The sequence below is a fragment of the Streptomyces sp. NPDC048191 genome (genome assembly GCF_040652655.1).
Classification (GTDB): domain Bacteria; phylum Actinomycetota; class Actinomycetes; order Streptomycetales; family Streptomycetaceae; genus Streptomyces.
Map to the genome: position 1 here is coordinate 199,235 of NZ_JBEZMO010000013.1, position 19,470 is coordinate 218,704.

Genomic DNA, 19,470 nt, shown 5'->3' on the forward strand with positions numbered 1-19,470 from the left:
GGCGCCGGTCTCAGAGCGAGCCTTACACCCTGGATTAGGGCCAAGGCGTCCGCTGCCCGCGCAAGCCGCCCGCCGGCTCCTTGCGGGGGCCTGGTACGAGCTGCTTACACCCTGGATTAGGGTCGGTGACCGTGGCGAACAAGAACATTCCCGACCCCGGCTTCTCCGACGACGACGGCTCCGCCGACCCCCGGCTGAGCGCCGCCCTCGCCGCCTGGGCCGAGGACCGCGGCGCTCTCGGGCCCGTCCTCGAGGCGCTGAAGGGCGCCCGCCTGCTCGTCCCGGTCGTCGCGGTGCTCGGCGAGGTCGAGGAGGACGAGAACGGCCTGCGTCGCGAGAAGACCAGCGACATGGCCGTACCCACCCTGAAGGCCGGCCACCGCACCGCCCTGCCCGCCTTCACCTCCACCGACTCCCTCGCCCGCTGGGACCCCGCGGCCCGCCCGGTCGCCGTGCCGCTGCACCAGGCGCTGGAGGCCGCCGCCCACGAGCGGGCCGACACGGTCGTGCTGGACCTCGCCGGACCGGTGCCGTTCGAGCTGACCGGCCCCGCGCTGCTCGCCCTCGCCGAGGGCCGCACCAGCACCGACCCGCTCGCCGACCCGGCCGTCGTCGGGGCCGTCCGTGCGGCCGTGGCGGCGGAGCCCGCCGTCCTGCGCGCGCATCTGGGACCCGGACAGGCCGACGGCACCCTCGCCCTGGTCCTCGACCCGGCGACACCGGCCGCCGAGGCCGCCCGCGCGGTCGCCGAGCGGCTCGCCGCCGACGAAACACTGAGGGCCCGCCTGGTGCGCGGCCTCGACCTGGCACTGCTGCCGGCCGGGACCACACCTCCGGGCGAGCCCCTGTACGTACGCGGGTGAGCCAGGGCCCGTCGTTCGGATCACGCCGCAGACGCGGGGCCGAACGACAAGGCCCTAGCCGTAGACCGGGCCGGTGTACTTCTCGCCCGGCCCCTGGCCCGGCTCGTCCGGGACGATCGACGCCTCGCGGAACGCCAGCTGCAGCGACTTCAGGCCGTCGCGCAGCGGGGCCGCGTGGAAGGAGCTGATCTCGGTCGCGCTCGCGTCGAGCAGGCCGGCGAGCCCGGTGATCAGCTTGCGGGCCTCGTCCAGGTCCTTGTACTTCTCGCCCTCCTCGCTCAGCCCGAGCTTCACGGCGGCGGCGCTCATCAGGTTGACGGCGACCGTCACGATCACCTCGACGGCGGGGACCTCGGCGATGTCCCGGGTCATCGCGTCGAAGTCGGGGTTCTCAGGAGGGGTCTCACTCATGCCCCACACGATAAGCGGTGCGGTGCCGGGCCCTTCGATTAGCCCTTCCCCGTCGGTGCTGCTAACCTTGTGTAACGACCGGCTGGACCACTGTGCCCAGCCCACAAGTGGAGGCTCCGATCTCCCACCTGACCGTCCCCCGGGACGGCGGGTCATCCGGTCAGGTGGCCACCATCGTTCCGTACGGACGATGGAGCCGCCCGAACTGCGCCCCGCGGTCACCGCGGCGGTGCTCCGGTAGTCATTGGAGCCCCGCCTGTGATCGTCCGGGGCATTTTTTGTGCGTCGGCGCGGTTAGGTCTTACGAACAAAGACGTTACGCGGCTGTCCGCCAGACCGTCGCGTGGTGCTACCGAGGAGGATCCATCAGCGCCGAGCCCCGCATCAACGACCGGATTCGCGTTCCCGAGGTGCGACTTGTCGGTCCCAGTGGAGAGCAGGTGGGCATCGTCCCGCTGGCCAAGGCACTGGAGCTTGCGCAGGAGTACGACCTGGACCTGGTCGAGGTCGCGGCGAACGCCCGTCCGCCCGTGTGCAAGCTCATGGACTACGGGAAGTTCAAGTACGAGTCGGCCATGAAGGCCCGTGAGGCGCGCAAGAACCAGGCGCACACGGTCATCAAGGAGATGAAGCTCCGGCCGAAGATCGACCCGCACGACTATGACACCAAGAAGGGTCACGTCGTACGGTTCCTCAAGCAGGGCGACAAGGTCAAGATCACGATCATGTTCCGTGGTCGCGAGCAGTCCCGGCCCGAGCTGGGCTACCGACTGCTGCAGCGTCTCGCGGAGGACGTCCAGGACCTCGGTTTCGTCGAGTCGAACCCGAAGCAGGACGGCCGGAACATGATCATGGTTCTCGGTCCGCACAAGAAGAAGACCGAGGCCATGGCCGAGGCTCGTCAGGCGCAGGAGGCCCGCAAGGCCGAAGCGAAGGCGCACCCCGGTCGGTCGCAGAACCCTGCCGAGGCTGAGGCGCCGTCCGAGGAGCCCGCCGAGGCGTGATCCCGGGGGACCCAGGTCCCCGAGGATGTAATCGAAACAAGAGCGACGCTCCACCGTGCCCGGTTTCGCGACCGGGCACCGGAGCGCCACCGACGAGGAGATAACGGCGCTATGCCGAAGAACAAGTCGCACAGCGGTGCCAGCAAGCGCTTCAAGATCACCGGCTCCGGCAAGGTGCTCCGCGAGCGCGCCGGCAAGCGCCACCTGCTCGAGCACAAGTCGTCCCGCGTCACGCGTCGCCTCACCGGCAACGCCGAGATGGCCCCGGGCGACGCCGCGAAGATCAAGAAGCTTCTCGGCAAGTGACGTAGCCGGCGCTCGCCACCTCGAGCGCCGTACGCCAAAACCGGGACCCAGCCGTTTCCGGGTCGTGTGAGGACCACCACGACCCCGCTACAAGGAGTTAACAAGTGGCACGCGTCAAGCGGGCAGTCAACGCCCACAAGAAGCGCCGGGCGATCCTCGAGCAGGCCTCCGGCTACCGCGGTCAGCGCTCGCGCCTGTACCGCAAGGCCAAGGAGCAGGTCACCCACTCGCTGGTCTACAACTACAACGACCGCAAGAAGCGCAAGGGCGACTTCCGTCAGCTGTGGATCCAGCGCATCAACGCCGCTGCCCGCGCCAACGGCATCACCTACAACCGCTTCATCCAGGGTCTGAAGGCCGCGAACGTCGAGGTCGACCGCAAGATCCTGGCCGAGCTGGCCGTGAACGACGCGAACGCCTTCGCGGCGCTCGTCGAGGTCGCGCAGAAGGCGCTGCCGTCGGACGTCAACGCGCCCAAGGCCGCGTGACGCTGCGCTGGCTTTAGCCGACGTTCACTGAGGGACCCGCAGGCTGTATGGCTTGCGGGTCCTGTTGTTGGGCACCCCGGGTGGTCTTCCGGCTGCGGGTGCGTCGTGGCTGGTCGCGCAGTTCCCCGCGCCCCTTTGGGGCGCCACGAGTTTCCGAAGGTACAAGGATGCCCCCCGTCTCTCCCGAGCTCATCTCCCCGCGGTCCGCCCGTGTCAGCGCCGCCCGGCGGCTCGCCAAGCGGAACTTCCGGGGCAAGGACCGGCTGTTTCTCGCGGAGGGGCCGCAGGCTGTCAGGGAGGCGGCCGGGCATCGGGCCGGTGGCGCCGTCACGCTCGTCGAGCTGTTCGCCACCGTCGAGGCCGCGGAGCGGTACGCCGACATCATCGGCGCCGCCCGTGCCGTCGGCGCCCGGGTGCACCTCGCCTCCGAAGAGGTCATCGCCGACATCTCCACGACCGTGACCCCGCAGGGGCTGGTCGGTGTGTGCCGGTTCCTGGACACGCCCTTCGAGGAGATCCTCGCCGCCCGGCCGAAGCTCGTCGCGGTGCTCGCCCATGTCCGTGACCCCGGCAACGCGGGCACCGTGCTGCGCTGCGCCGACGCCGCCGGCGCCGAGGCCGTCGTCCTCACCGACGCCTCCGTGGACCTGTACAACCCCAAGGCCGTGCGCGCCTCCGTGGGCTCCCACTTCCATCTGCCCGTCGCCGTCGGCGTCCCCGTGGAGCGGGCCGTCGAGGGGCTGAAGGACGCCGGAGTGCGCATTCTCGCCGCCGACGGTGCCGGGGACCGCGACCTCGACGACGAGCTGGACAAGGGGACGATGGGCGGGCCCACCGCGTGGGTGTTCGGCAACGAGGCATGGGGGCTCCCGGAGGAGACCCGCGCGCTCGCCGACGCCGTCGTGCGCGTCCCCATCCACGGAAGGGCCGAGAGCCTGAACCTGGCCACCGCCGCCGCCGTATGTCTCTACGCCTCGGCCCGTGCACAGCGCGCCTCCGGAGGGTGCCGCTCCGTCACCGAGAGCTAGTAGGGTGACCAGCTCGGGGCCCTGCGCCGTCTGAGAGGTGGGGTACGGGGATGAGTGTGGCCGGCACGAGCACCGCGCCGGAGGGACGGGACGCGCGCAGCACACCCGTGCCCGGGCGGAGCGACCACGCGGACCTCGACCCGGACCAGCTGCCCGACGGTCTCGTCGTCGCCGACGAGCACGGGCGTGTCAGCTGCTTCAACGCCGCCGCCGAACGCATCACGGCCGTCCGGGCCGAAGACGCCCTCGGCCGGCCCCTGGAGAAGGCGCTCCCGCTGGAGGACCTGGAGGGCCGCCGCTGGTGGCAGCTCACCGACCCCTACGGGGGGCTCGCGATCCGGGTGGGGCAGCCGGAGCGGAACCTGCTGCTGCCCCAGGGCAGGGAGGTCCTCGTCTCCGCCCGCTACATCCGCGCCGAACCCCTCGGGCCCGTCCGGCGCGTCGTGGTCTCCCTGCGCGACACCGAGGCCCGCCGCCGTACCGAGCGCAGCCACGCCGAGCTGATAGCGACGGTCGCGCACGAACTGCGCTCGCCCCTCACCTCGGTGAAGGGCTTCACCGCCACGCTCCTCGCCAAGTGGGAACGCTTCACCGACGACCAGAAGCGGCTGATGCTGGAGACCGTGGACGCCGACGCCGACCGGGTCACCCGGCTCATCGCCGAGCTGCTCGACATCTCGCGGATCGACTCCGGGCGACTGGAGGTGCGCCGGCAGCCCGTCGACATCGGCGCCGCCGTCTCCCGGCACATCCAGGCCTACGTCGCGGCGGGCCAGCCTGCCGACCGCTTCCTGCTGCGCGTCGAACAGCCGTTGCCCGGTCTGTGGGCCGACCCCGACAAGATCGACCAGGTCCTCAGCAACCTCATCGAAAATGCGGTGCGACACGGCGAGGGAACCGTCACGATTGACGTCATGCCCTGCGCGTCCCCGCGCGAGGGCGAGGAGACCGGCACGTCGGTCACGGTGAGCGACGAGGGTCCCGGCATCCCGGAGGAGTCCATGAACCGCGTCTTCACCCGCTTCTGGCGGGGCAGCAAGCGCGGCGGCACCGGCCTCGGGCTGTACATCGTCAAGGGCATCGTCGAGGCCCACGGCGGCACCATCACCGTCGGCCGCGCCCCCGGCGGCGGCGCCGAGTTCCGATTTACGTTGCCCGTGGGAGCCCCGGCCTACCTCGCCTGACGAGAGCCGGAGCGGCCCGCGGGCGCATTCGTCCACCCCCACCCCGTTAGACTCGGCCTTTGGCACCTTTGTGTCCTTCACGCGGCGATCAAAGAGCTGTGAGTCGGTGACGGGGACCATCCGCCAGCAATCGGAAGCACGGGAAGAGATGTCGGCACCCAATAAGTCGTACGACCCTGTCGAGGTCGAGGCGTTGAAACCGGAAGAGATCGAGCGCATGCGGGACGAGGCGCTCGCCGCCTTCGCCGCCGCGGACTCCCTCGACGCGCTCCACGAGGCCAAGGTCGCCCACACCGGCCCCGCCTCCCCGCTGGCCTTCGCCAACCGCGAGATCGGCGCCCTGCCCCCGCACGCCAAGGCCGAGGCCGGCAAGCGCGTCGGCATGGCCCGCGCCGGCGTGAACAAGGCCCTCGCCACCCGCCAGACCGAGCTGGAGGCCGAGCGCGACGCACGGGTGCTCGTCGAGGAGGACGTCGACGTCACGCTGCCGTACGACCGCGTCCCGGACGGCGCCCGCCACCCCCTCACGACGCTCTCCGAGCGCATCGAGGACATCTTCGTGGCCATGGGCTACGAGGTCGCCGAGGGCCCGCAGGTCGAGGCCGAGTGGTTCAACTTCGACGCCCTCAACATCGGCCCGGACCACCCGGCCCGCGGCGAGGCCGACACCTTCTTCGTGCAGGGGCCCGACGGCGGCACCGAGTCCGGTGTCGTGCTGCGCACCCACACCTCGCCCGTGCAGATCCGCTCGCTGCTGAGCCGTGAGCTGCCGGTCTACGTGATCTGCCCCGGCGTCGTCTACCGCACCGACGAGCTGGACGCCACGCACACCCCGGTCTTCCGCCAGGTCGAGCTGCTCGCCGTGGACGAGGGCCTGACCATGGCCGACCTCAAGGGCACCCTGGACCACATGGTCCAGTCCCTGTTCGGCGAGGGCATGAAGACCCGGCTGCGGCCGAACTTCTTCCCCTTCACCGAGCCGAGCGCCGAGATGGACATGCTCTGCTACGTCTGCAAGGGCGAGTCCGTCGGCAACCCCGACCGTCCCTGCCGCACCTGCTCGTCGGAGGGCTGGATCGAGCTCGGCGGCTGCGGCATGGTCAACCCGCGGGTGCTCACCGCCTGCGGCGTCGACCCGGAGAAGTACAGCGGCTTCGCCTTCGGGTTCGGGATCGAGCGGATGCTGATGTTCCGCCACAACGTCGAAGACATGCGAGACATGGTCGAGGGTGACATCCGGTTCACCCGGCCGTTCGGGATGGAGATCTGATGCGGGTCCCGCTTTCTTGGCTGCGGGAGTACGTCGACCTGCCGGCGACCGAAACCGGCCGTGACGTCCAGGCCAAGCTCATTTCCGCAGGCCTGGAGGTCGAGACCGTCGAGCAGCTCGGCGCCGACCTCAAGGGCCCGCTGGTCGTCGGCCAGGTGCTGACCATCGAGGAACTGGAGGGCTTCAAGAAGCCGATCCGGTTCTGCACGGTCGACGTCGGCCAGGCCAACGGCACCGGCGAGCCCCAGGAGATCGTCTGCGGCGCCCGCAACTTCGCCGTCGGCGACAAGGTCGTCGTGGTCCTGCCCGGTGCCACCCTGCCCGGCGGCTTCTCCATCGCCGCCCGCAAGACGTACGGCAAGACGTCCCACGGCATGATCTGCTCCACCGACGAGCTGGGCATGGGCGACGACGGCACCCACGGCATCATCGTGCTGCCGCCGGAGACCGAGGTCGGCAAGGACGCCATCGAGCTGCTGGAACTGGTCGACGAGGTCCTGGACATCGCGGTCACCGCCAACCGCGGCGACTGCCTGTCCATCCGCGGTGTCGCCCGCGAGGCCGCCATCGCCTACGGCCTGCCGCTGCGCGACCCGGCCCTGATCGACGTACCCGCCCCGAACGGCTACGGCTACCCGGTCCAGGTCTCCGACCCGTTCGGCTGCGACCGCTTCACCGCCCGCACGGTCACCGGCCTGCGCCCCGAGGCACGCTCCCCGATCTGGCTCCAGCGCCGGCTGCAGAAGGTCGGCATGCGCCCGATCTCGCTCGCCGTCGACGTCACGAACTACGTGATGATGGAGCTGGGCCAGCCGCTGCACGCCTACGACCGGTCCCTGGTCCAGGGCACCATCGGCGTGCGCCGCGCCCGGGAGGGCGAGAAGCTCGTCACCCTCGACGGCGTCGAGCGCAAGCTGCACGCCGAGGACCTGGTCATCACCGACGACCGCGGCCCCATCGGCCTCGCCGGTGTGATGGGCGGCGCCAACACCGAGATCGCCGACCACGAGGTCACCGAGGACGGCGTCAACGGGACCACCGACGTGGTCATCGAGGCCGCCCACTTCGACGCCGTCGCGGTCGCGCGGACGTCCCGCCGACAGAAGCTGCTGTCCGAGGCGTCCCGCCGCTTCGAGCGCGGCGTCGACCCGCAGGCCGCCGTTGCCGCCGCGCAGCGCACCGTGGACCTGCTGGTGCTGCTCGCGGGCGGTACGGCGGAGGCGGGCGTCACCGAGGTCGTCGCGCCCTCGGCCCCGCACACCATCACCATCCTGGCCGACCACCCGGACAAGGTCGCCGGCGTCGTCTACGGCCGTGAGACCGTCGTCCGCCGCCTCCAGCAGGTCGGCTGCGACGTCTACGGGCAGGACGAGCTGATCGTCACCGTCCCGTCCTGGCGGCCCGACCTGGTCGACCCGAACGACCTGGCCGAGGAGGTCATCCGCCTCGAGGGCTACGAGAACCTGCCCTCCACGCTGCCCAAGCTGCCCTCGGGCCGTGGCCTGACCCACCGCCAGCGGCTGCACCGCCGGGTCGGGCGCGCGCTGGCCGGCGCGGGCTACGTCGAGGCGCCGAACTACCCCTTCGTCGGCGAGCAGGTCTTCGACCAGCTCGGTCTGGCGGCCGACGACCCGGCCCGCCGTGTCGTCAAGCTGGTCAACCCGCTCAGCGACGAGGAGCCCGCGCTGCGTACGACGCTGCTGCCGGGTCTCCTCGGCGCCCTGCGGCGCAACGACGGCCGGGGCTCGCACGACCTCGCGCTGTTCGAGACCGGGCTGGTGTTCCACCCCCGCGAGGAGCAGCGCGTCGCCACGCACCTGCCCGTCGACCGGCGTCCCACCGACGAGGAGATCGCCGCGCTCGACGCCGCGCTGCCCGAGCAGCCGCGGCACGTGGCGGTCGTCCTCACCGGTGCCCGCGAGCGGGCCGGCTGGTGGGGCAAGGGCCGTCCGGCCGACTGGGCCGACGCGATCGAGGCGGGGCGCGCCGTCGCCCGCGAGGCCGGTGCCGAACTGGTCGTCCGCAAGGGCCAGTACGGTCCCTGGCACCCCGGCCGCTGCGCCGATCTGGTGGTCGTCGCCGACGGCACGGAGCAGGTCGTGGGCCACGCGGGCGAACTGCACCCGCGTGTCCTCAAGGCCCTGGGCCTGCCCGAGCGCACCTGCGCGATGGAGCTGAACCTGGACGCCCTGGAGGCGGTGGGCGACGGCGCCCCGCAGGCGCCGCGGATCTCCACGTTCCCGGTCGCCACGCAGGATGTCGCCCTCGTGGTCGACCGGCCGGTCCCGGCCGCCGAGGTCGAGGCCGCGCTGCGTGAGGGCGCCGGTGAACTCCTCGAGTCCATCCGGCTGTTCGACGTCTACGAGAATGCCGATCAGCTCGGCGAGGGCAGGAAGTCGCTGGCGTACGCGCTGCGGTTCCGCGCGGGTGACCGGACCCTGACCGTCGACGAGGCGTCGGCGGCTCGCGATGCGGCGGTCGCCCTGGCGGGCGAGCGGACCGGGGCTGTGCTTCGGGCCTGAGCACCGCAGGGATGGGGAGTCGCCCCGCCGTCAGCTGCATAAATGCGGGTTGACCGGGGCCGACTCACTCATTTGGGTGGGAATCGGAGGGGATCCGGCCCACCCGTCCCATGGCGTCGACAGAATCGGACCGGCCTTTCGGGGTCGGTCCGTCTGCTCTGTCAGGGACTCTCCATGGGGGACCACAGGCATGATCCGCATCAAGGCACGGGCGCCCACCGCGCGGGCAGCCGTACTGCCCACGGTCTGGGGAGCCACGGCGGTCGCCTACAAGTTCGGCTGCCCGCTCGCCCAGCAGAACGGGCTCGGGGCGCGCATCGTCACCAGTGCCGTCTTCTTCGCCGTCGGCACCGGGCTCATCTTCCACGTCCGTCGCGCGCTGCTGCGTGAGCTGCGGCAGGCCCGCCGGGTGGCGCGGGCCGCGCAGAGCGTCGTCCTGCGTCCGCTGCCGCCCCGTCTGGACGGCTTGAACATCGCCGCCGCCCAGCTGTCCGCGGACCGCTGCGCCGTCGTCGGCGGTGACCTGTACGAGGCGATCGCCACCGAGCACGGGGTGCGGGTGGTGATGGGCGATGTGCGCGGGCACGGTCTGGCCGCCCTCGGTACCGTCGCCGCCGTCCTCGGCAGCTTCCGCGAGGCCGCCCACGACGAGCCCGAACTCGACGGCGTGCTACGCCGGTTGGAGCGCGCGCTCGCCCGGCACCTGCGGGAACGCGCCCGCGCCGAACACCCCGCGAACGGCAGCCCGGACCCCGACCAGCCGGTCGCCGAGGAGTTCGTCACGGTCCTGCTGCTGGAGATCGGCCGGGAGGGCGCACTGCGCGCTCTCAACTGCGGTCACCCGTGGCCGTATCTGCTCAGTGGCACCGCGGTGGAGCCGTTGACGCGCGTCGACCCGCTGCCACCGCTCGGCCCGTTCCCGCTGCCGGTGGCCCTGGAGCCCCACACCTGCGGGAATCTGCTCCCCGGCGACTGCCTGGTCCTGTTCACCGACGGGGTGGAGGACGCCCGGGACACGCGGGGCCGCTTCTTCTCGTTGGCGGACGTGCTGCGCAAGGTCGTACGGGATCATCCGGTGTCTCCCCAGGCGGTGCTGCGCACCGTGTTCACGGCCCTCCTGCACCACGCGAGCGGCAGGCCGACGGACGACATGGCGCTCCTGGTCCTACGGAACGACCGGGGCAAGGCGCGGTCCGACCTCCTGGGGGCGAGACCCTCGGCCGGCAACGCCCCGCTGGCGGCGCCCCCGTAGGCGCCCTTCACCCGGCCAAGCCACCGCTTTTCGAGGGGGAGCCGGTGGCTTGACCGGGTTCCCAGTCAACCGGTGGAACACGCTGAGCGACACCGCGTGCACAGCGCGGATGCGAGCACTCCGTTCACACCCCGTGTGAAGGCGGTGCCACTACGCTGAACCGCACCAGGCCACTCGGGGGGCATCCCATGCAGCCCAACACACTGCTCGACGCGATCCTGGACGAGGCGGGGATCTCGCACGCCGGTCTCGCCGCGCACGTCAACCAGGCGGGCCGGAGACGCGGCCTCACGCTCCGGTACGAACACACCGCCGTGGCCCGGTGGTTGAAGGGCCAGCGGCCGCGCGGCCAGGTCCCGGACCTGATCTGCGAGGTGCTCGCCGCCCGCCTCCACCGTCCCGTCACCCTCGACGACATCGGCCTGGGCGTACCCGGGGAGCCGAGCACCCCGCACGCGGGCTCGCTGTCCGGGTTCGTGGAGCGGGCCACCGCCCTGTGGCGCTCCGACGAACAGCAGCGGCCGCACGTGCTGGGCGCTCCCGCCGTCACCGGGACCCCGGCCGTCATGCCGGTGTGGGAGTGGGAGAACCCGCCCGAGGACGTCGACGTCTCCCGGGGCGGCCGGCACCGGGTCACCGCGGCGGACATCGAGATGCTGCGCTCGGCCCGCACACACTACGAGCAGATGTACCGCAAGGCCGGCGGCATCGCGACCCGTACCCGGATCGTCGGGTTTCTCAACGCCGAGGCGGCGCCCCTGCTGCGCGGCAGCTACACCGACGCCACCGGGCGCCAACTGCACCGCGCCACCGGCGGGTTGGTGGCCATCGCGGGCATCTGCGCCTACGACTCCGACGCCCACGGTCTCGCCCAGCGCTACTTCCACCAGGCGCTGCGGCTGGCAAAGGCCAGCAACGACCGGGGACTCGGCGCGTACGTCATAGCCTTGCTGGTCAACCAGGCGCTGTTCATGCGGGAGTACCGGCAGGCCGTCGCCTTCGCCGAGGCGGCGCTGCGGGCCGCCGGCAAGCACATCACCCCGGCCCTCGCCTCCGACCTGTACGCGATGCAGGCCAAGGCGTACGCCCACCTCGGCGACTCCGGCAGCGCCCTGTCCTGCATCCGGCGCGCGGAGACGGCCGCCGAGCGGATCCGGCGCGGTTACGAGCCCGACGAGACCGGCTATGTCCAGCCGGGCCTGGTCAACGTGCAGGTGGCCGAGGCGCTGCTGAGCCTCGGTGAGCTGGCAGCGGCCCGGGAGCACGCGGCGGCGGCCGTCGACAACCCCGCCCACGACCGGGGGCGGGTGCACCGGCTCGCCATGCTCAGCACCATCGAACTGCGCCAGGGCAACGCGGACAAGGCGGTGGCTACGGCCGTGCAGATGGCCGAGCAGGCCCGCGGGATGGAGTCCCAGCGACTGCGCGACAGACTCCGCGCGGTACGCGAACACCTGGTGCGCTGTGGCTCGGCCGGGACCGCCGAGGCCGCCGAACTCATCGACGGGGCACTGCGCGTACCGCTGTAGGCCCACTGTAGGTGCACAGTCCCTGCTGCGATATTGCCACTTACTCGGCGGAAGGTGGCAGAACCGTGCAGTGGACGAAACAGAACGAACAAACTGTGTATGCGAACCGCTGGTTCAGCGTCAATCTCGCTGATGTCGAACTGCCGGACGGCCGGCACCTCGACCACTTCCTGATCCGGCTGCGGCCCGTGGCGGTGGCCACCGTGGTCAACGAGGCGAACGAGGTGCTGCTGCTGTGGCGGCACCGGTTCATCACCGACAGCTGGGGCTGGGAACTGGCCGCGGGGGTCGTGGAGGACGGCGAGGACGTGGCGAGTGCGGCCGCCAGGGAACTGGAGGAGGAGACCGGCTGGCGGCCGGGGCCCCTGCACCACCTCATGAGCGTGGAGCCGTCCAACGGCCTCACCGACGCCCGGCACCACATCTACTGGTCCGACCGGGGCGAGTACATCGGGCATCCCGTGGACGACTTCGAGTCGGACCGCCGGGAATGGGTCCCCCTCAAACTCGTCCCCGACCTGATCGCCCGTGGGGAGGTCCCGGCCGCCAACATGGCGGCCGCGTTACTCCTGCTGCGCCATCTCAGGCTCGCCGACGGCTAGCGGGCCAGCGCCTGCCAGACCGTCACGACGAGCGCTCCGAGAGCCGTGAGCGCGGCGAGCGAGGGCAGTGGCCAGCGTGCGTGTTCCAGGGAGATCATCCGGGAGTTCAGCTCGTCCACTTCCTTGGCGGTCTCCTTGGTGCGGTGACTGAGCAGTGCCAGCCCTCCCTCGACCCGCGCGTACGCGACGTCGAGGCGGCGCCGTAACTCTGCGAGTTCCTCCTGGACCACGGAATGATCGGAATCGGTGGTCACGTCTTCATTCCTCTCTGTGGCCGAATGTGGTCCTCCACATCCGTTGCATGGGCATGAAGAGTGAACTCGCCTGGTGGGCGCATGGGGAGCGTGTGCGAGCGGCATATGCGTGTCCGGCGTGCACACGGTGTGTGAAACGGACGGGCCCGGCACCGAGTGCGGTGCCGGGTCCCGTGCCGCGTAGCTCTGTGTGATCAGCCGTAGGTGTAGAAGCCCGAGCCGGTCTTCCGGCCGAGCCGGCCCGCCTCGACCATGCGCTGGAGCAGCGGGGGAGCGGCGTACAGCGGCTCCTTGTACTCGGCGTACATCGAGTTGGCGATGGAGACGATGGTGTCCAGGCCGATCAGGTCCGACAGCTTCAGCGGGCCCATCGGGTGGGCGCAGCCCATCTCCATGCCGTTGTCGATGTCCTCGCGGCTCGCGATGCCCGACTCGAACATCCGGATCGCCGAGAGCAGGTAGGGCACGAGCAGCGCGTTGACCACGAAGCCGGAGCGGTCCTGGGCGCGGATGGCGTGCTTGCCGAGCACCTTCTCGGCGAAGACCTGGGCACGGCCGAGGGTGCCCTCGGAGGTGGTGAGCGCCGGGATCAGCTCGACCAGCTTCTGCACCGGGGCCGGGTTGAAGAAGTGGATGCCGACCACGTGGTCCGGCCGCGAGGTGGCGACCGCCAGCTTCACCAGCGGGATCGAGGAGGTGTTGGAGGCGAGGATCGCGTCCGGGCGGGTCACCACCTGGTCGAGCACCTGGAAGATCTCGGTCTTCACCGGCTCGCTCTCCACGACGGCCTCGATCACCAGGTCGCGGTCCGCGAACTCGCCGAGGTCGGTGGTGAAGGTGAGCCGCGCCTGGGTGGCGTCCAGCTCCTCCTCGGTGATCTTCCCGCGCTCGGCGGCCTTGGTCAGGGAGTTGAACAGCCGGGTGCGGCCGATCTCCAGGGCCTCGCCGGTGGTCTCGGCGACCTTCACGTCCAGTCCCGCGCGGGCGCACACCTCGGCGATGCCCGCGCCCATCTGGCCGCAGCCCACGACCCCGACGCGCTCGATGTCGGTCACATCGTCCCCTTCGCTGGTTCGTCTCGCCGGCAGGACCTCCGGGTTCGGCGCCTGCTCCGATCGAGCACGTTACCGCCAAGTATCGATGATCGATCGCCCGGGTGGGGTGCATCCTGGGGCGCGAAACGATCCGTGACGGAGCGGATCCGGAGCGTGTGGGGTGTGTGGATTGGGGCATCTGTCACGGCGGGCCTTCACCCTCGCGGCGCTGTCGACCCTGGCCGCCGCGCCGGACGCGGTCGCCGCCGCGGGCCGGCGGCCCCGCACAGCGGCGGAGATGCGAGGCGTGTGGCTGGCCACCGTGTCCAACCGGGACTGGCCGTCCCGGCCCGGGCTCCCGGCCGCGGCGCAGCGCGCGGAGCTGATCGCCCATCTCGAGAAGGCGGCCCGTGACCGGCTCAACACGGTGATCTTCCAGGTACGGCCCACCGCCGACGCCCTGTGGCCGTCACCGTACGAGCCCTGGTCGGAGTACCTCACCGGCACCCAGGGCCGCAGCCCCGGCTGGGACCCGCTGGGCACCGCGGTGCGGGAGGCGCACGCCCGCGGCCTGGAACTGCACGCCTGGTTCAATCCGTACCGGATCGCGGACCACGCCGACCCCGGCCGGCTCGCGCCCTCGCACCCGGCCCGCAAGCACCCCGGCTGGGTGGTGCCCTACGGCGGGAAGCTCTACTACAACCCCGGCCTGCCCGAGGTCCGCGCCTTCGTCCGGCGGGCGATGCTCGACGCGGTCGCCCGCTACCCCGTCGACGCCGTCCACTTCGACGACTACTTCTACCCGTACCCGGTCGCCGGCCAGACCTTCGCCGACGACGACGCCTACGACCGGTACGGCGGCGACTTCTCCAGCCGGGCCGCGTGGCGGCGGGACAACATCGACAGGCTGGTACGGGAGATGGCCGCCGGCATCAGGCGGGTCCGGCCCGGCACCCGGTTCGGGATCAGTCCCTTCGGGGTGTGGCGCAACGCCTCGACCGACCCGCGCGGCTCGGAGACGCGGGCGGGCGTGCAGACGTACGACGACCTGTACGCGGACACCCGGGCCTGGGTGCGGCACCACTGGATCGACTACGTCGTGCCCCAGCTGTACTGGCACATCGGCTTCGCCACCGCGGACTACGCGAAGCTCGTCGACTGGTGGGCCACGGTCGCGAAGGGCACCAGGACACACCTGTACATCGGCGAGGCCCTGTACCGGGCGGGGGCCGCCGGGCAGCCCTCGGCCTGGCAGGACCCGGTCGAGCTGTCCCGGCACCTCACCCTCGCCGCTCGCCACCCGCAGGTGCGCGGGCACGTGTTCTTCGCCGCCAAGGACGTGGCGGCCGATCCGATCGGTGCGATGTCACGCGTGATCGCCGACCACTACGAGCGGTCGGCGAAGCCGCCGCGGTGAGCTACCGCTGGTGTTGCTGCTCCTTGTGCCTGACCTGGCAGTCGGGTCCCGGCGACATGATCGACTCGTGCCCGTTCTCGGCCCGGACGCGGTACGGCGGGGTGCCCTCGGGGCCGAGTACTTCGACGACTTCCACGACATGGTCGTGCTGTCCGACCACCCTGCCATGCTGGACAAGACGATCGCCTTTGGATGCACGCATTCTGCAGGCCCTCCTCGTGATCACGACCGCTGTGTGACGGCGATGCACACGAGCACGGCGACGGCGGTCACCGGAGCGGCCGCCGTGAAGTGCTCGCCCAGCAGCAGCGCCGACCACACCAGTGTGAGCAGCGGCTGGGCCAACTGCAACTGGCTGGCCCGCGGGATGCCGATGGCCGCCATCCCCCGGTACCAGACGACCAGCCCGAGGAACTGCGAGCCCAGCGCCACCCACAGCACACCGGCGACGCCGTGCCAGGCGAGGTGGACGGGCTCGTACGTCAGCGCCAGCGCGGCGGCGGGCACGCTCAGCGGCAGGCACAGCACCAGCGCCCACCCGATGACCTGCCAGCCCGGCATGACCCGGGCCAGCCGGCCGCCCTCGGTGTAGCCGGCCGCGCACACCAGCAGGGCGGCGAAGAGACAGCCGTCGGCCGCCGTGAGGGCGCCACCGCTCTGGGTGACGGTGAAGGCGGCCACGGCCGCGGCACCCGCCAGCGCGGCCAGCCAGAACCGGCGCGAGGGGCGGCTGCCGGTGCGCAGGGCCGAGAACACGGCGGTGGTCAGCGGCAGCAGCCCCACCACGACGGCGGCGTGCGCCGTGGTGGAGGTCTGCAGCGCGAGCGTGGTCAGCATCGGGAAGCCGAGCACGACACCGGCGGCCACGACGGCGACACCCGGCAGGTGCCGCCGCTCCGGCAGCGGTACCCGCAGGACCAGCAGACAGCCGCCCGCGACGAGCGCGGCGAGAACGCTGCGCACGGCCACCAGCGACCAGGGGCCGAACATCCGCAGGCCCCAGGCGGTGGCGGGGAAGGTCAGGGAGAAAGAAGCGACACCGAGGGCGGCGAGGCCGGTGCCGAGGCCGCGCCGCTCGCGGGGAGCGGTGACCGCTATCGGACTCGGTACAGTAGCGCTACTCTGTGGACTCATGCACCAGCGTAGCAGCGTTAGCGAACTGGCAGAACGGCTCAAGCGGGACCTCGATCGCTACTCTCCCGGTGAAAAGCTCCCGTCGAGCCGGGCCCTGGTCGAGCGGTTCCACGTGAGCCCGGTGACCGTCTCGCGCGCCCTCGCCCAGCTGGCCGCCGAGGGCCTGGTGGTCACCCGGCCCGGAGCCGGCGCCTTCCGGGCCCGGCCGCGCGCCACGGAGACACCCGCCGGGGACACCTCCTGGCAGGAGGTCGCGCTGAGCGCCGACGGAACCGCCGAGCTCGTACCGCGCACCGTGGACGCCTCCGGGGTCACCGTCTCGCTGGCCGCCCCGCCGCCCGGGGTGCTGGAGTTCAACGGCGGTTATCTGCATCCCTCCCTCCAGCCCGAGCGGGCGATGGCGGCGGCGCTGGCCCGCGCCGGGCGGCGGCCGGGTGTCTGGGGGAGGCCGCCGCTGGAGGGGTTGCCGGAGCTGCGGGAGTGGTTCGCGCGCGGGATCGGCGGCGGGGTCACGGCGGCCGAGGTGCTGATCGCGGCCGGTGGGCAGTCCGCACTGGCCACCGCCCTGCGCGCGCTCGCCCAGCCCGGTGCCCCGGTCCTCGTCGAATCGCCCACCTATCCCGGCATGCTGGCCCTCGCCCGCGCCGCCGGACTGCGGCCGGTCCCGGTGCCCGTCGACCCCGACGGCGTACGCCCCGAACTGCTCGCCGACGCGTTCCGGGCCAGCGGCGCCCGGGTCTTCGTCTGCCAGCCGCTCTTCCAGAACCCGACCGGCGCCGTGCTGGCCCCCGGGCGGCGCGCCGAGGTGCTGCGCATCGCCCGCGAGGCCGGCGCCTTCGTCATCGAGGACGACTTCGTACGGCGCCTGGTGCACGCCGACGCCGGCCCGCTGCCCCGCACCCTGGCCGCCGACGACCCGGACGGCGTGGTCGTGCACGTCGGCTCGCTGACCAAGGCGACCTCGCCCAGCTTCCGGGTGAGCGCCCTGGCCGCACGCGGCCCGGTCCTGGAACGTCTGCGCGCCATCCAGGTCGTGGACAGCTTCTTCGTGCCGCGGCCGCTGCAGGAGGCCGCCCTGGAACTGGTCGGCTCGCCGGCCTGGCCCCGGCATCTGCGGGCGCTGTCGGCCGAGCTGAAGGACCGCCGCGACGCCATGACGGCCGCGCTCGCCGCACACCTGCCCCACCTCGCCCTGCCGCACGTCCCGTCCGGCGGCTACCACCTCTGGCTGCGCCTGCCCGACGGGGCCGAGGAGACCGCGCTCACCGCGGCCGCCCTGCGCGCGGGCGTCGCCCTCACCCCCGGCCGCCCCTATTTCAGCGCCGAACCCCCTGCCGCCCACCTGCGCCTGAGCTTCGCCGCGGTCGCCGGCACCGGGGAGATCGTGGAGGGGGTGCGGCGGCTGCGGGAAGCCTGTGACGAGGCGTTCCAGGGCTGACGACGTGTACGGGGTCAGGGTGACCGGCGCGCAGCCGTGCCGGCGGTCGCGTACGAAAACGATTCGACGCGGGCCCATGGCGCTGTGAGGATCCCGGCATGACCGAGCCACCCTCCCTCCCCGACGGCTACGAGTTCTCCGCGGACACCGCCCGCGTGGACGTCGACCGCGTCCACGGCTGGCTGTCGACCGACGCCTACTGGGCGATCGGCCGGCCCCGCGAGAAGCACGAGCGCGCGATGGCCTCCTCGATCAACTTCGGCGTGTACGACACGGCCTCGGGCGAGCAGGTGGCGTACGCGCGGGTGGTCACCGACCGGGCGCTGTTCGCCTGGCTCGCCGATGTGTACGTGGACCCCTCGGTACGCGGGAAGGGCGTCGGCACCGCCTTCGTCGGCGGTATCCGCGACCATCTGCGACCGTACGGGCTGCGCCGCATCCTGCTCGCGACGCAGGACGCGCACGCGGTGTACGAGAGGCTGGGCTTCCGGCCGCTGGACCGCCCCGACCGGTTCATGGTGCATCTTCCCGAGTGAGCGACCGCTCACCGCGGGTAGCTCACAGACAACAGCTCTTGACCTGCGCACAGGAGCGTCACACCATCACCGCATGCCACTGAGGGTGACGTTCGTCGCCGCCGCGCGCAGCGCCCCGCTGCTCGCCGAGCGCTTCGATGACGACCGGCCGCTGGACCAGGCCGGATGGGACGAGGTGCAGCGCGCCGCCGGGGACCTGCTGTCGCTGGCGGCCGCCGAACTGCGCTACTGCTCACCGACCCCGCGCAGCCGGGCCACCGGGGACGCGCTGGGGTACGCCCCGCTCGTCCAGCCGGCGCTGCGGGACTGCGACATGGGCCGCTGGCGCGGGATGACCCTGGGGGAGGCGATGGCGCGCGAACCGGAGGCGGTGGACGCGTGGCTCGCCGACCCGCGCGCCACTCCGCACGGCGGCGAGTCCCTCCTGTCCTTCATCACCCGGGTGGGCGGCTGGCTGGACACCCGGCCGGCGGAGGATGGCGGCCGGATCGTGGCCGTCGCCGAGCCCGCCGTGATCCGCGCGGCCCTGGTGTACGTCCTGAAGGCGCCGCCCGCGACCTACTGGAACATCGACGTGCGCCCGCTGTCCACGTCCGCCGTCACCGGCCGCGCCGGCCGCTGGAACCTCCGCCTCGACGGTGCCCCGCCTCAGTCCTCCCGCACGTAGTCGGTGGTCAGCACCAGATCCTTCGCCGGACCGCCGACCCGCCACACCGTGCGCCAGCGGTCGGCGTCCCGGACGGTGAACTCGCCCCGGTAGAGATCGGCAGCGCACGGGTGGTCCGCGACGTGGTGCCCGGTGCTGAGATCCAGCTCGTGGAAGGGACGCCCGTCCGCGAACCGCACGTCCGCCCTGGCCGGCGTGGGCCCCGGCAGGAACAGCAGCGTCCGGGTGGCGGGCCGCGCCACGCCCTGCCAGGTGAAGGTGCCGGACTCCGTGTGCAGCAGTCCTTCGCCCTCCAGGGCGGTGAAGGCGGTCACCCCTGAGAAGTGGCCCTCGTCGCCGCTCGCCAGGTCCCGGACGACGCGTTCGACCCGCCACCGGCCGAAGAGGTGGTCCAGTACGTCGGGCACGGGCCAGAGTTCGCCGTCGCTGTCCATCACCGGCCGAGCTTACGGCCTCGCCGATGCGGCCGAGATGCCGTACACCTTCCCGGCGAACCCGGTCACGTTCCTCAGGACCAGGCAGGAGTAGTGC

At 72.0% G+C, this 19,470-nt stretch carries 21 protein-coding genes; 15 read left to right on the forward strand and 6 right to left on the reverse strand.

Going from position 1 to position 19,470, the window contains the following annotated elements:
• Positions 1–131: 131 nt before the first annotated feature.
• A complete protein-coding gene (locus AB0D93_RS22335) occupies positions 132–863 on the forward strand; it encodes an SseB family protein (RefSeq protein WP_362121858.1) in 732 nt (243 codons plus the stop codon).
• 54 nt (positions 864–917) lie between these two features.
• Here the strand turns inward: AB0D93_RS22335 and AB0D93_RS22340 are convergent, their stop codons facing one another.
• Positions 918–1,274: a DUF1844 domain-containing protein gene (locus tag AB0D93_RS22340; protein WP_158919391.1), complete on the reverse strand. Its 357-nt coding sequence runs from the start codon at positions 1,272–1,274 to the stop codon at positions 918–920.
• A gap of 365 nt (positions 1,275–1,639) precedes the next feature.
• On the opposite strand from AB0D93_RS22340, the gene infC reads away from it, so the two are divergent.
• The 10 genes from infC to AB0D93_RS22390 all read left to right on the forward strand — a co-directional run bounded on the left by infC (position 1,640) and on the right by AB0D93_RS22390 (position 12,459).
• Positions 1,640–2,278 (forward strand): translation initiation factor IF-3, encoded by a 639-nt coding sequence (infC, locus tag AB0D93_RS22345; RefSeq protein ID WP_362121937.1) that lies wholly within the window; start codon positions 1,640–1,642, stop codon positions 2,276–2,278.
• 111 nt (positions 2,279–2,389) lie between these two features.
• Positions 2,390–2,584, forward strand: a complete 195-nt coding sequence (gene rpmI / locus AB0D93_RS22350; protein ID WP_003977225.1) for a 50S ribosomal protein L35 — start codon at positions 2,390–2,392, stop codon at positions 2,582–2,584.
• 104 nt (positions 2,585–2,688) lie between these two features.
• On the forward strand, positions 2,689–3,072 hold the full coding sequence (rplT, locus tag AB0D93_RS22355) for a 50S ribosomal protein L20 (protein ID WP_006141703.1): 384 nt from the start codon (positions 2,689–2,691) through the stop codon (positions 3,070–3,072).
• 167 nt (positions 3,073–3,239) lie between these two features.
• Positions 3,240–4,100 (forward strand): RNA methyltransferase, encoded by an 861-nt coding sequence (locus AB0D93_RS22360; protein WP_362121861.1) that lies wholly within the window; start codon positions 3,240–3,242, stop codon positions 4,098–4,100.
• A gap of 50 nt (positions 4,101–4,150) precedes the next feature.
• Positions 4,151–5,284 carry an ATP-binding protein gene (locus AB0D93_RS22365; protein ID WP_362121863.1) on the forward strand — a complete coding sequence of 378 codons (1,134 nt, stop codon included), beginning with the start codon at positions 4,151–4,153 and terminating at the stop codon, positions 5,282–5,284.
• Between the two features lie 148 nt (positions 5,285–5,432).
• Positions 5,433–6,554, forward strand: coding sequence for a phenylalanine--tRNA ligase subunit alpha (pheS, locus tag AB0D93_RS22370; protein ID WP_362121864.1), 1,122 nt, complete (start codon positions 5,433–5,435; stop codon positions 6,552–6,554).
• On the forward strand, positions 6,554–9,076 hold the full coding sequence (pheT, locus tag AB0D93_RS22375) for a phenylalanine--tRNA ligase subunit beta (protein WP_362121866.1): 2,523 nt from the start codon (positions 6,554–6,556) through the stop codon (positions 9,074–9,076). Before pheS ends, pheT begins: the two co-directional genes overlap by 1 nt.
• A gap of 190 nt (positions 9,077–9,266) precedes the next feature.
• Entirely contained in the window at positions 9,267–10,328 is a 1,062-nt protein-coding gene (locus AB0D93_RS22380) for a PP2C family protein-serine/threonine phosphatase (RefSeq protein ID WP_362121868.1), read from the forward strand.
• Positions 10,329–10,516: 188 nt separating this feature from the next.
• Positions 10,517–11,857: a transcriptional regulator gene (locus AB0D93_RS22385; RefSeq protein WP_362121870.1), complete on the forward strand. Its 1,341-nt coding sequence runs from the start codon at positions 10,517–10,519 to the stop codon at positions 11,855–11,857.
• Positions 11,858–11,922: 65 nt separating this feature from the next.
• Positions 11,923–12,459, forward strand: coding sequence for an NUDIX hydrolase (locus AB0D93_RS22390; RefSeq protein ID WP_362121872.1), 537 nt, complete (start codon positions 11,923–11,925; stop codon positions 12,457–12,459).
• On the opposite strand, the gene AB0D93_RS22395 is transcribed toward AB0D93_RS22390, so the two are convergent.
• Together AB0D93_RS22395 and AB0D93_RS22400 are read right to left on the reverse strand one after the other, a co-directional pair.
• Positions 12,456–12,713 carry a hypothetical protein gene (locus AB0D93_RS22395; RefSeq protein ID WP_270084765.1) on the reverse strand — a complete coding sequence of 86 codons (258 nt, stop codon included), beginning with the start codon at positions 12,711–12,713 and terminating at the stop codon, positions 12,456–12,458. The two genes, AB0D93_RS22390 and AB0D93_RS22395, sit on opposite strands and share 4 nt — an antisense overlap.
• A 194-nt stretch (positions 12,714–12,907) precedes the next feature.
• Complete coding sequence (locus tag AB0D93_RS22400) at positions 12,908–13,768, reverse strand: 3-hydroxybutyryl-CoA dehydrogenase (protein WP_362121874.1); 861 nt, start codon at positions 13,766–13,768, stop codon at positions 12,908–12,910.
• Between the two features lie 169 nt (positions 13,769–13,937).
• Here AB0D93_RS22400 and AB0D93_RS22405 point away from each other — a divergent pair, with 169 nt between their 5' ends.
• Positions 13,938–15,164, forward strand: coding sequence for a family 10 glycosylhydrolase (locus AB0D93_RS22405; RefSeq protein ID WP_362121876.1), 1,227 nt, complete (start codon positions 13,938–13,940; stop codon positions 15,162–15,164).
• 1 nt (position 15,165) lies between these two features.
• Here AB0D93_RS22405 and AB0D93_RS22410 read toward each other — a convergent pair whose 3' ends face one another.
• Both AB0D93_RS22410 and AB0D93_RS22415 read right to left on the reverse strand, forming a co-directional pair.
• A complete protein-coding gene (locus tag AB0D93_RS22410; RefSeq protein ID WP_362121878.1) occupies positions 15,166–15,366 on the reverse strand; it encodes a DUF1918 domain-containing protein in 201 nt (66 codons plus the stop codon).
• A gap of 20 nt (positions 15,367–15,386) precedes the next feature.
• The gene (locus AB0D93_RS22415) at positions 15,387–16,298 is read right to left on the reverse strand and encodes a DMT family transporter (RefSeq protein WP_362121880.1); all 912 of its coding nucleotides are present in this window, start codon (positions 16,296–16,298) and stop codon (positions 15,387–15,389) included.
• On the opposite strand from AB0D93_RS22415, the gene AB0D93_RS22420 reads away from it, so the two are divergent.
• From AB0D93_RS22420 to AB0D93_RS22430, 3 genes are all read left to right on the forward strand, one after another.
• The gene (locus tag AB0D93_RS22420; protein WP_362121882.1) at positions 16,297–17,736 is read left to right on the forward strand and encodes a PLP-dependent aminotransferase family protein; all 1,440 of its coding nucleotides are present in this window, start codon (positions 16,297–16,299) and stop codon (positions 17,734–17,736) included. The genes AB0D93_RS22415 and AB0D93_RS22420 overlap by 2 nt on opposite strands.
• A gap of 98 nt (positions 17,737–17,834) precedes the next feature.
• On the forward strand, positions 17,835–18,272 hold the full coding sequence (locus AB0D93_RS22425) for a GNAT family N-acetyltransferase (RefSeq protein WP_362121884.1): 438 nt from the start codon (positions 17,835–17,837) through the stop codon (positions 18,270–18,272).
• 73 nt (positions 18,273–18,345) lie between these two features.
• Positions 18,346–18,939 carry a histidine phosphatase family protein gene (locus AB0D93_RS22430; protein ID WP_362121886.1) on the forward strand — a complete coding sequence of 198 codons (594 nt, stop codon included), beginning with the start codon at positions 18,346–18,348 and terminating at the stop codon, positions 18,937–18,939.
• Here AB0D93_RS22430 and AB0D93_RS22435 read toward each other — a convergent pair.
• Positions 18,921–19,373, reverse strand: coding sequence for a DUF6314 family protein (locus AB0D93_RS22435; RefSeq protein ID WP_362121939.1), 453 nt, complete (start codon positions 19,371–19,373; stop codon positions 18,921–18,923). The genes AB0D93_RS22430 and AB0D93_RS22435 overlap by 19 nt on opposite strands.
• Positions 19,374–19,470: the final 97 nt, after the last annotated feature.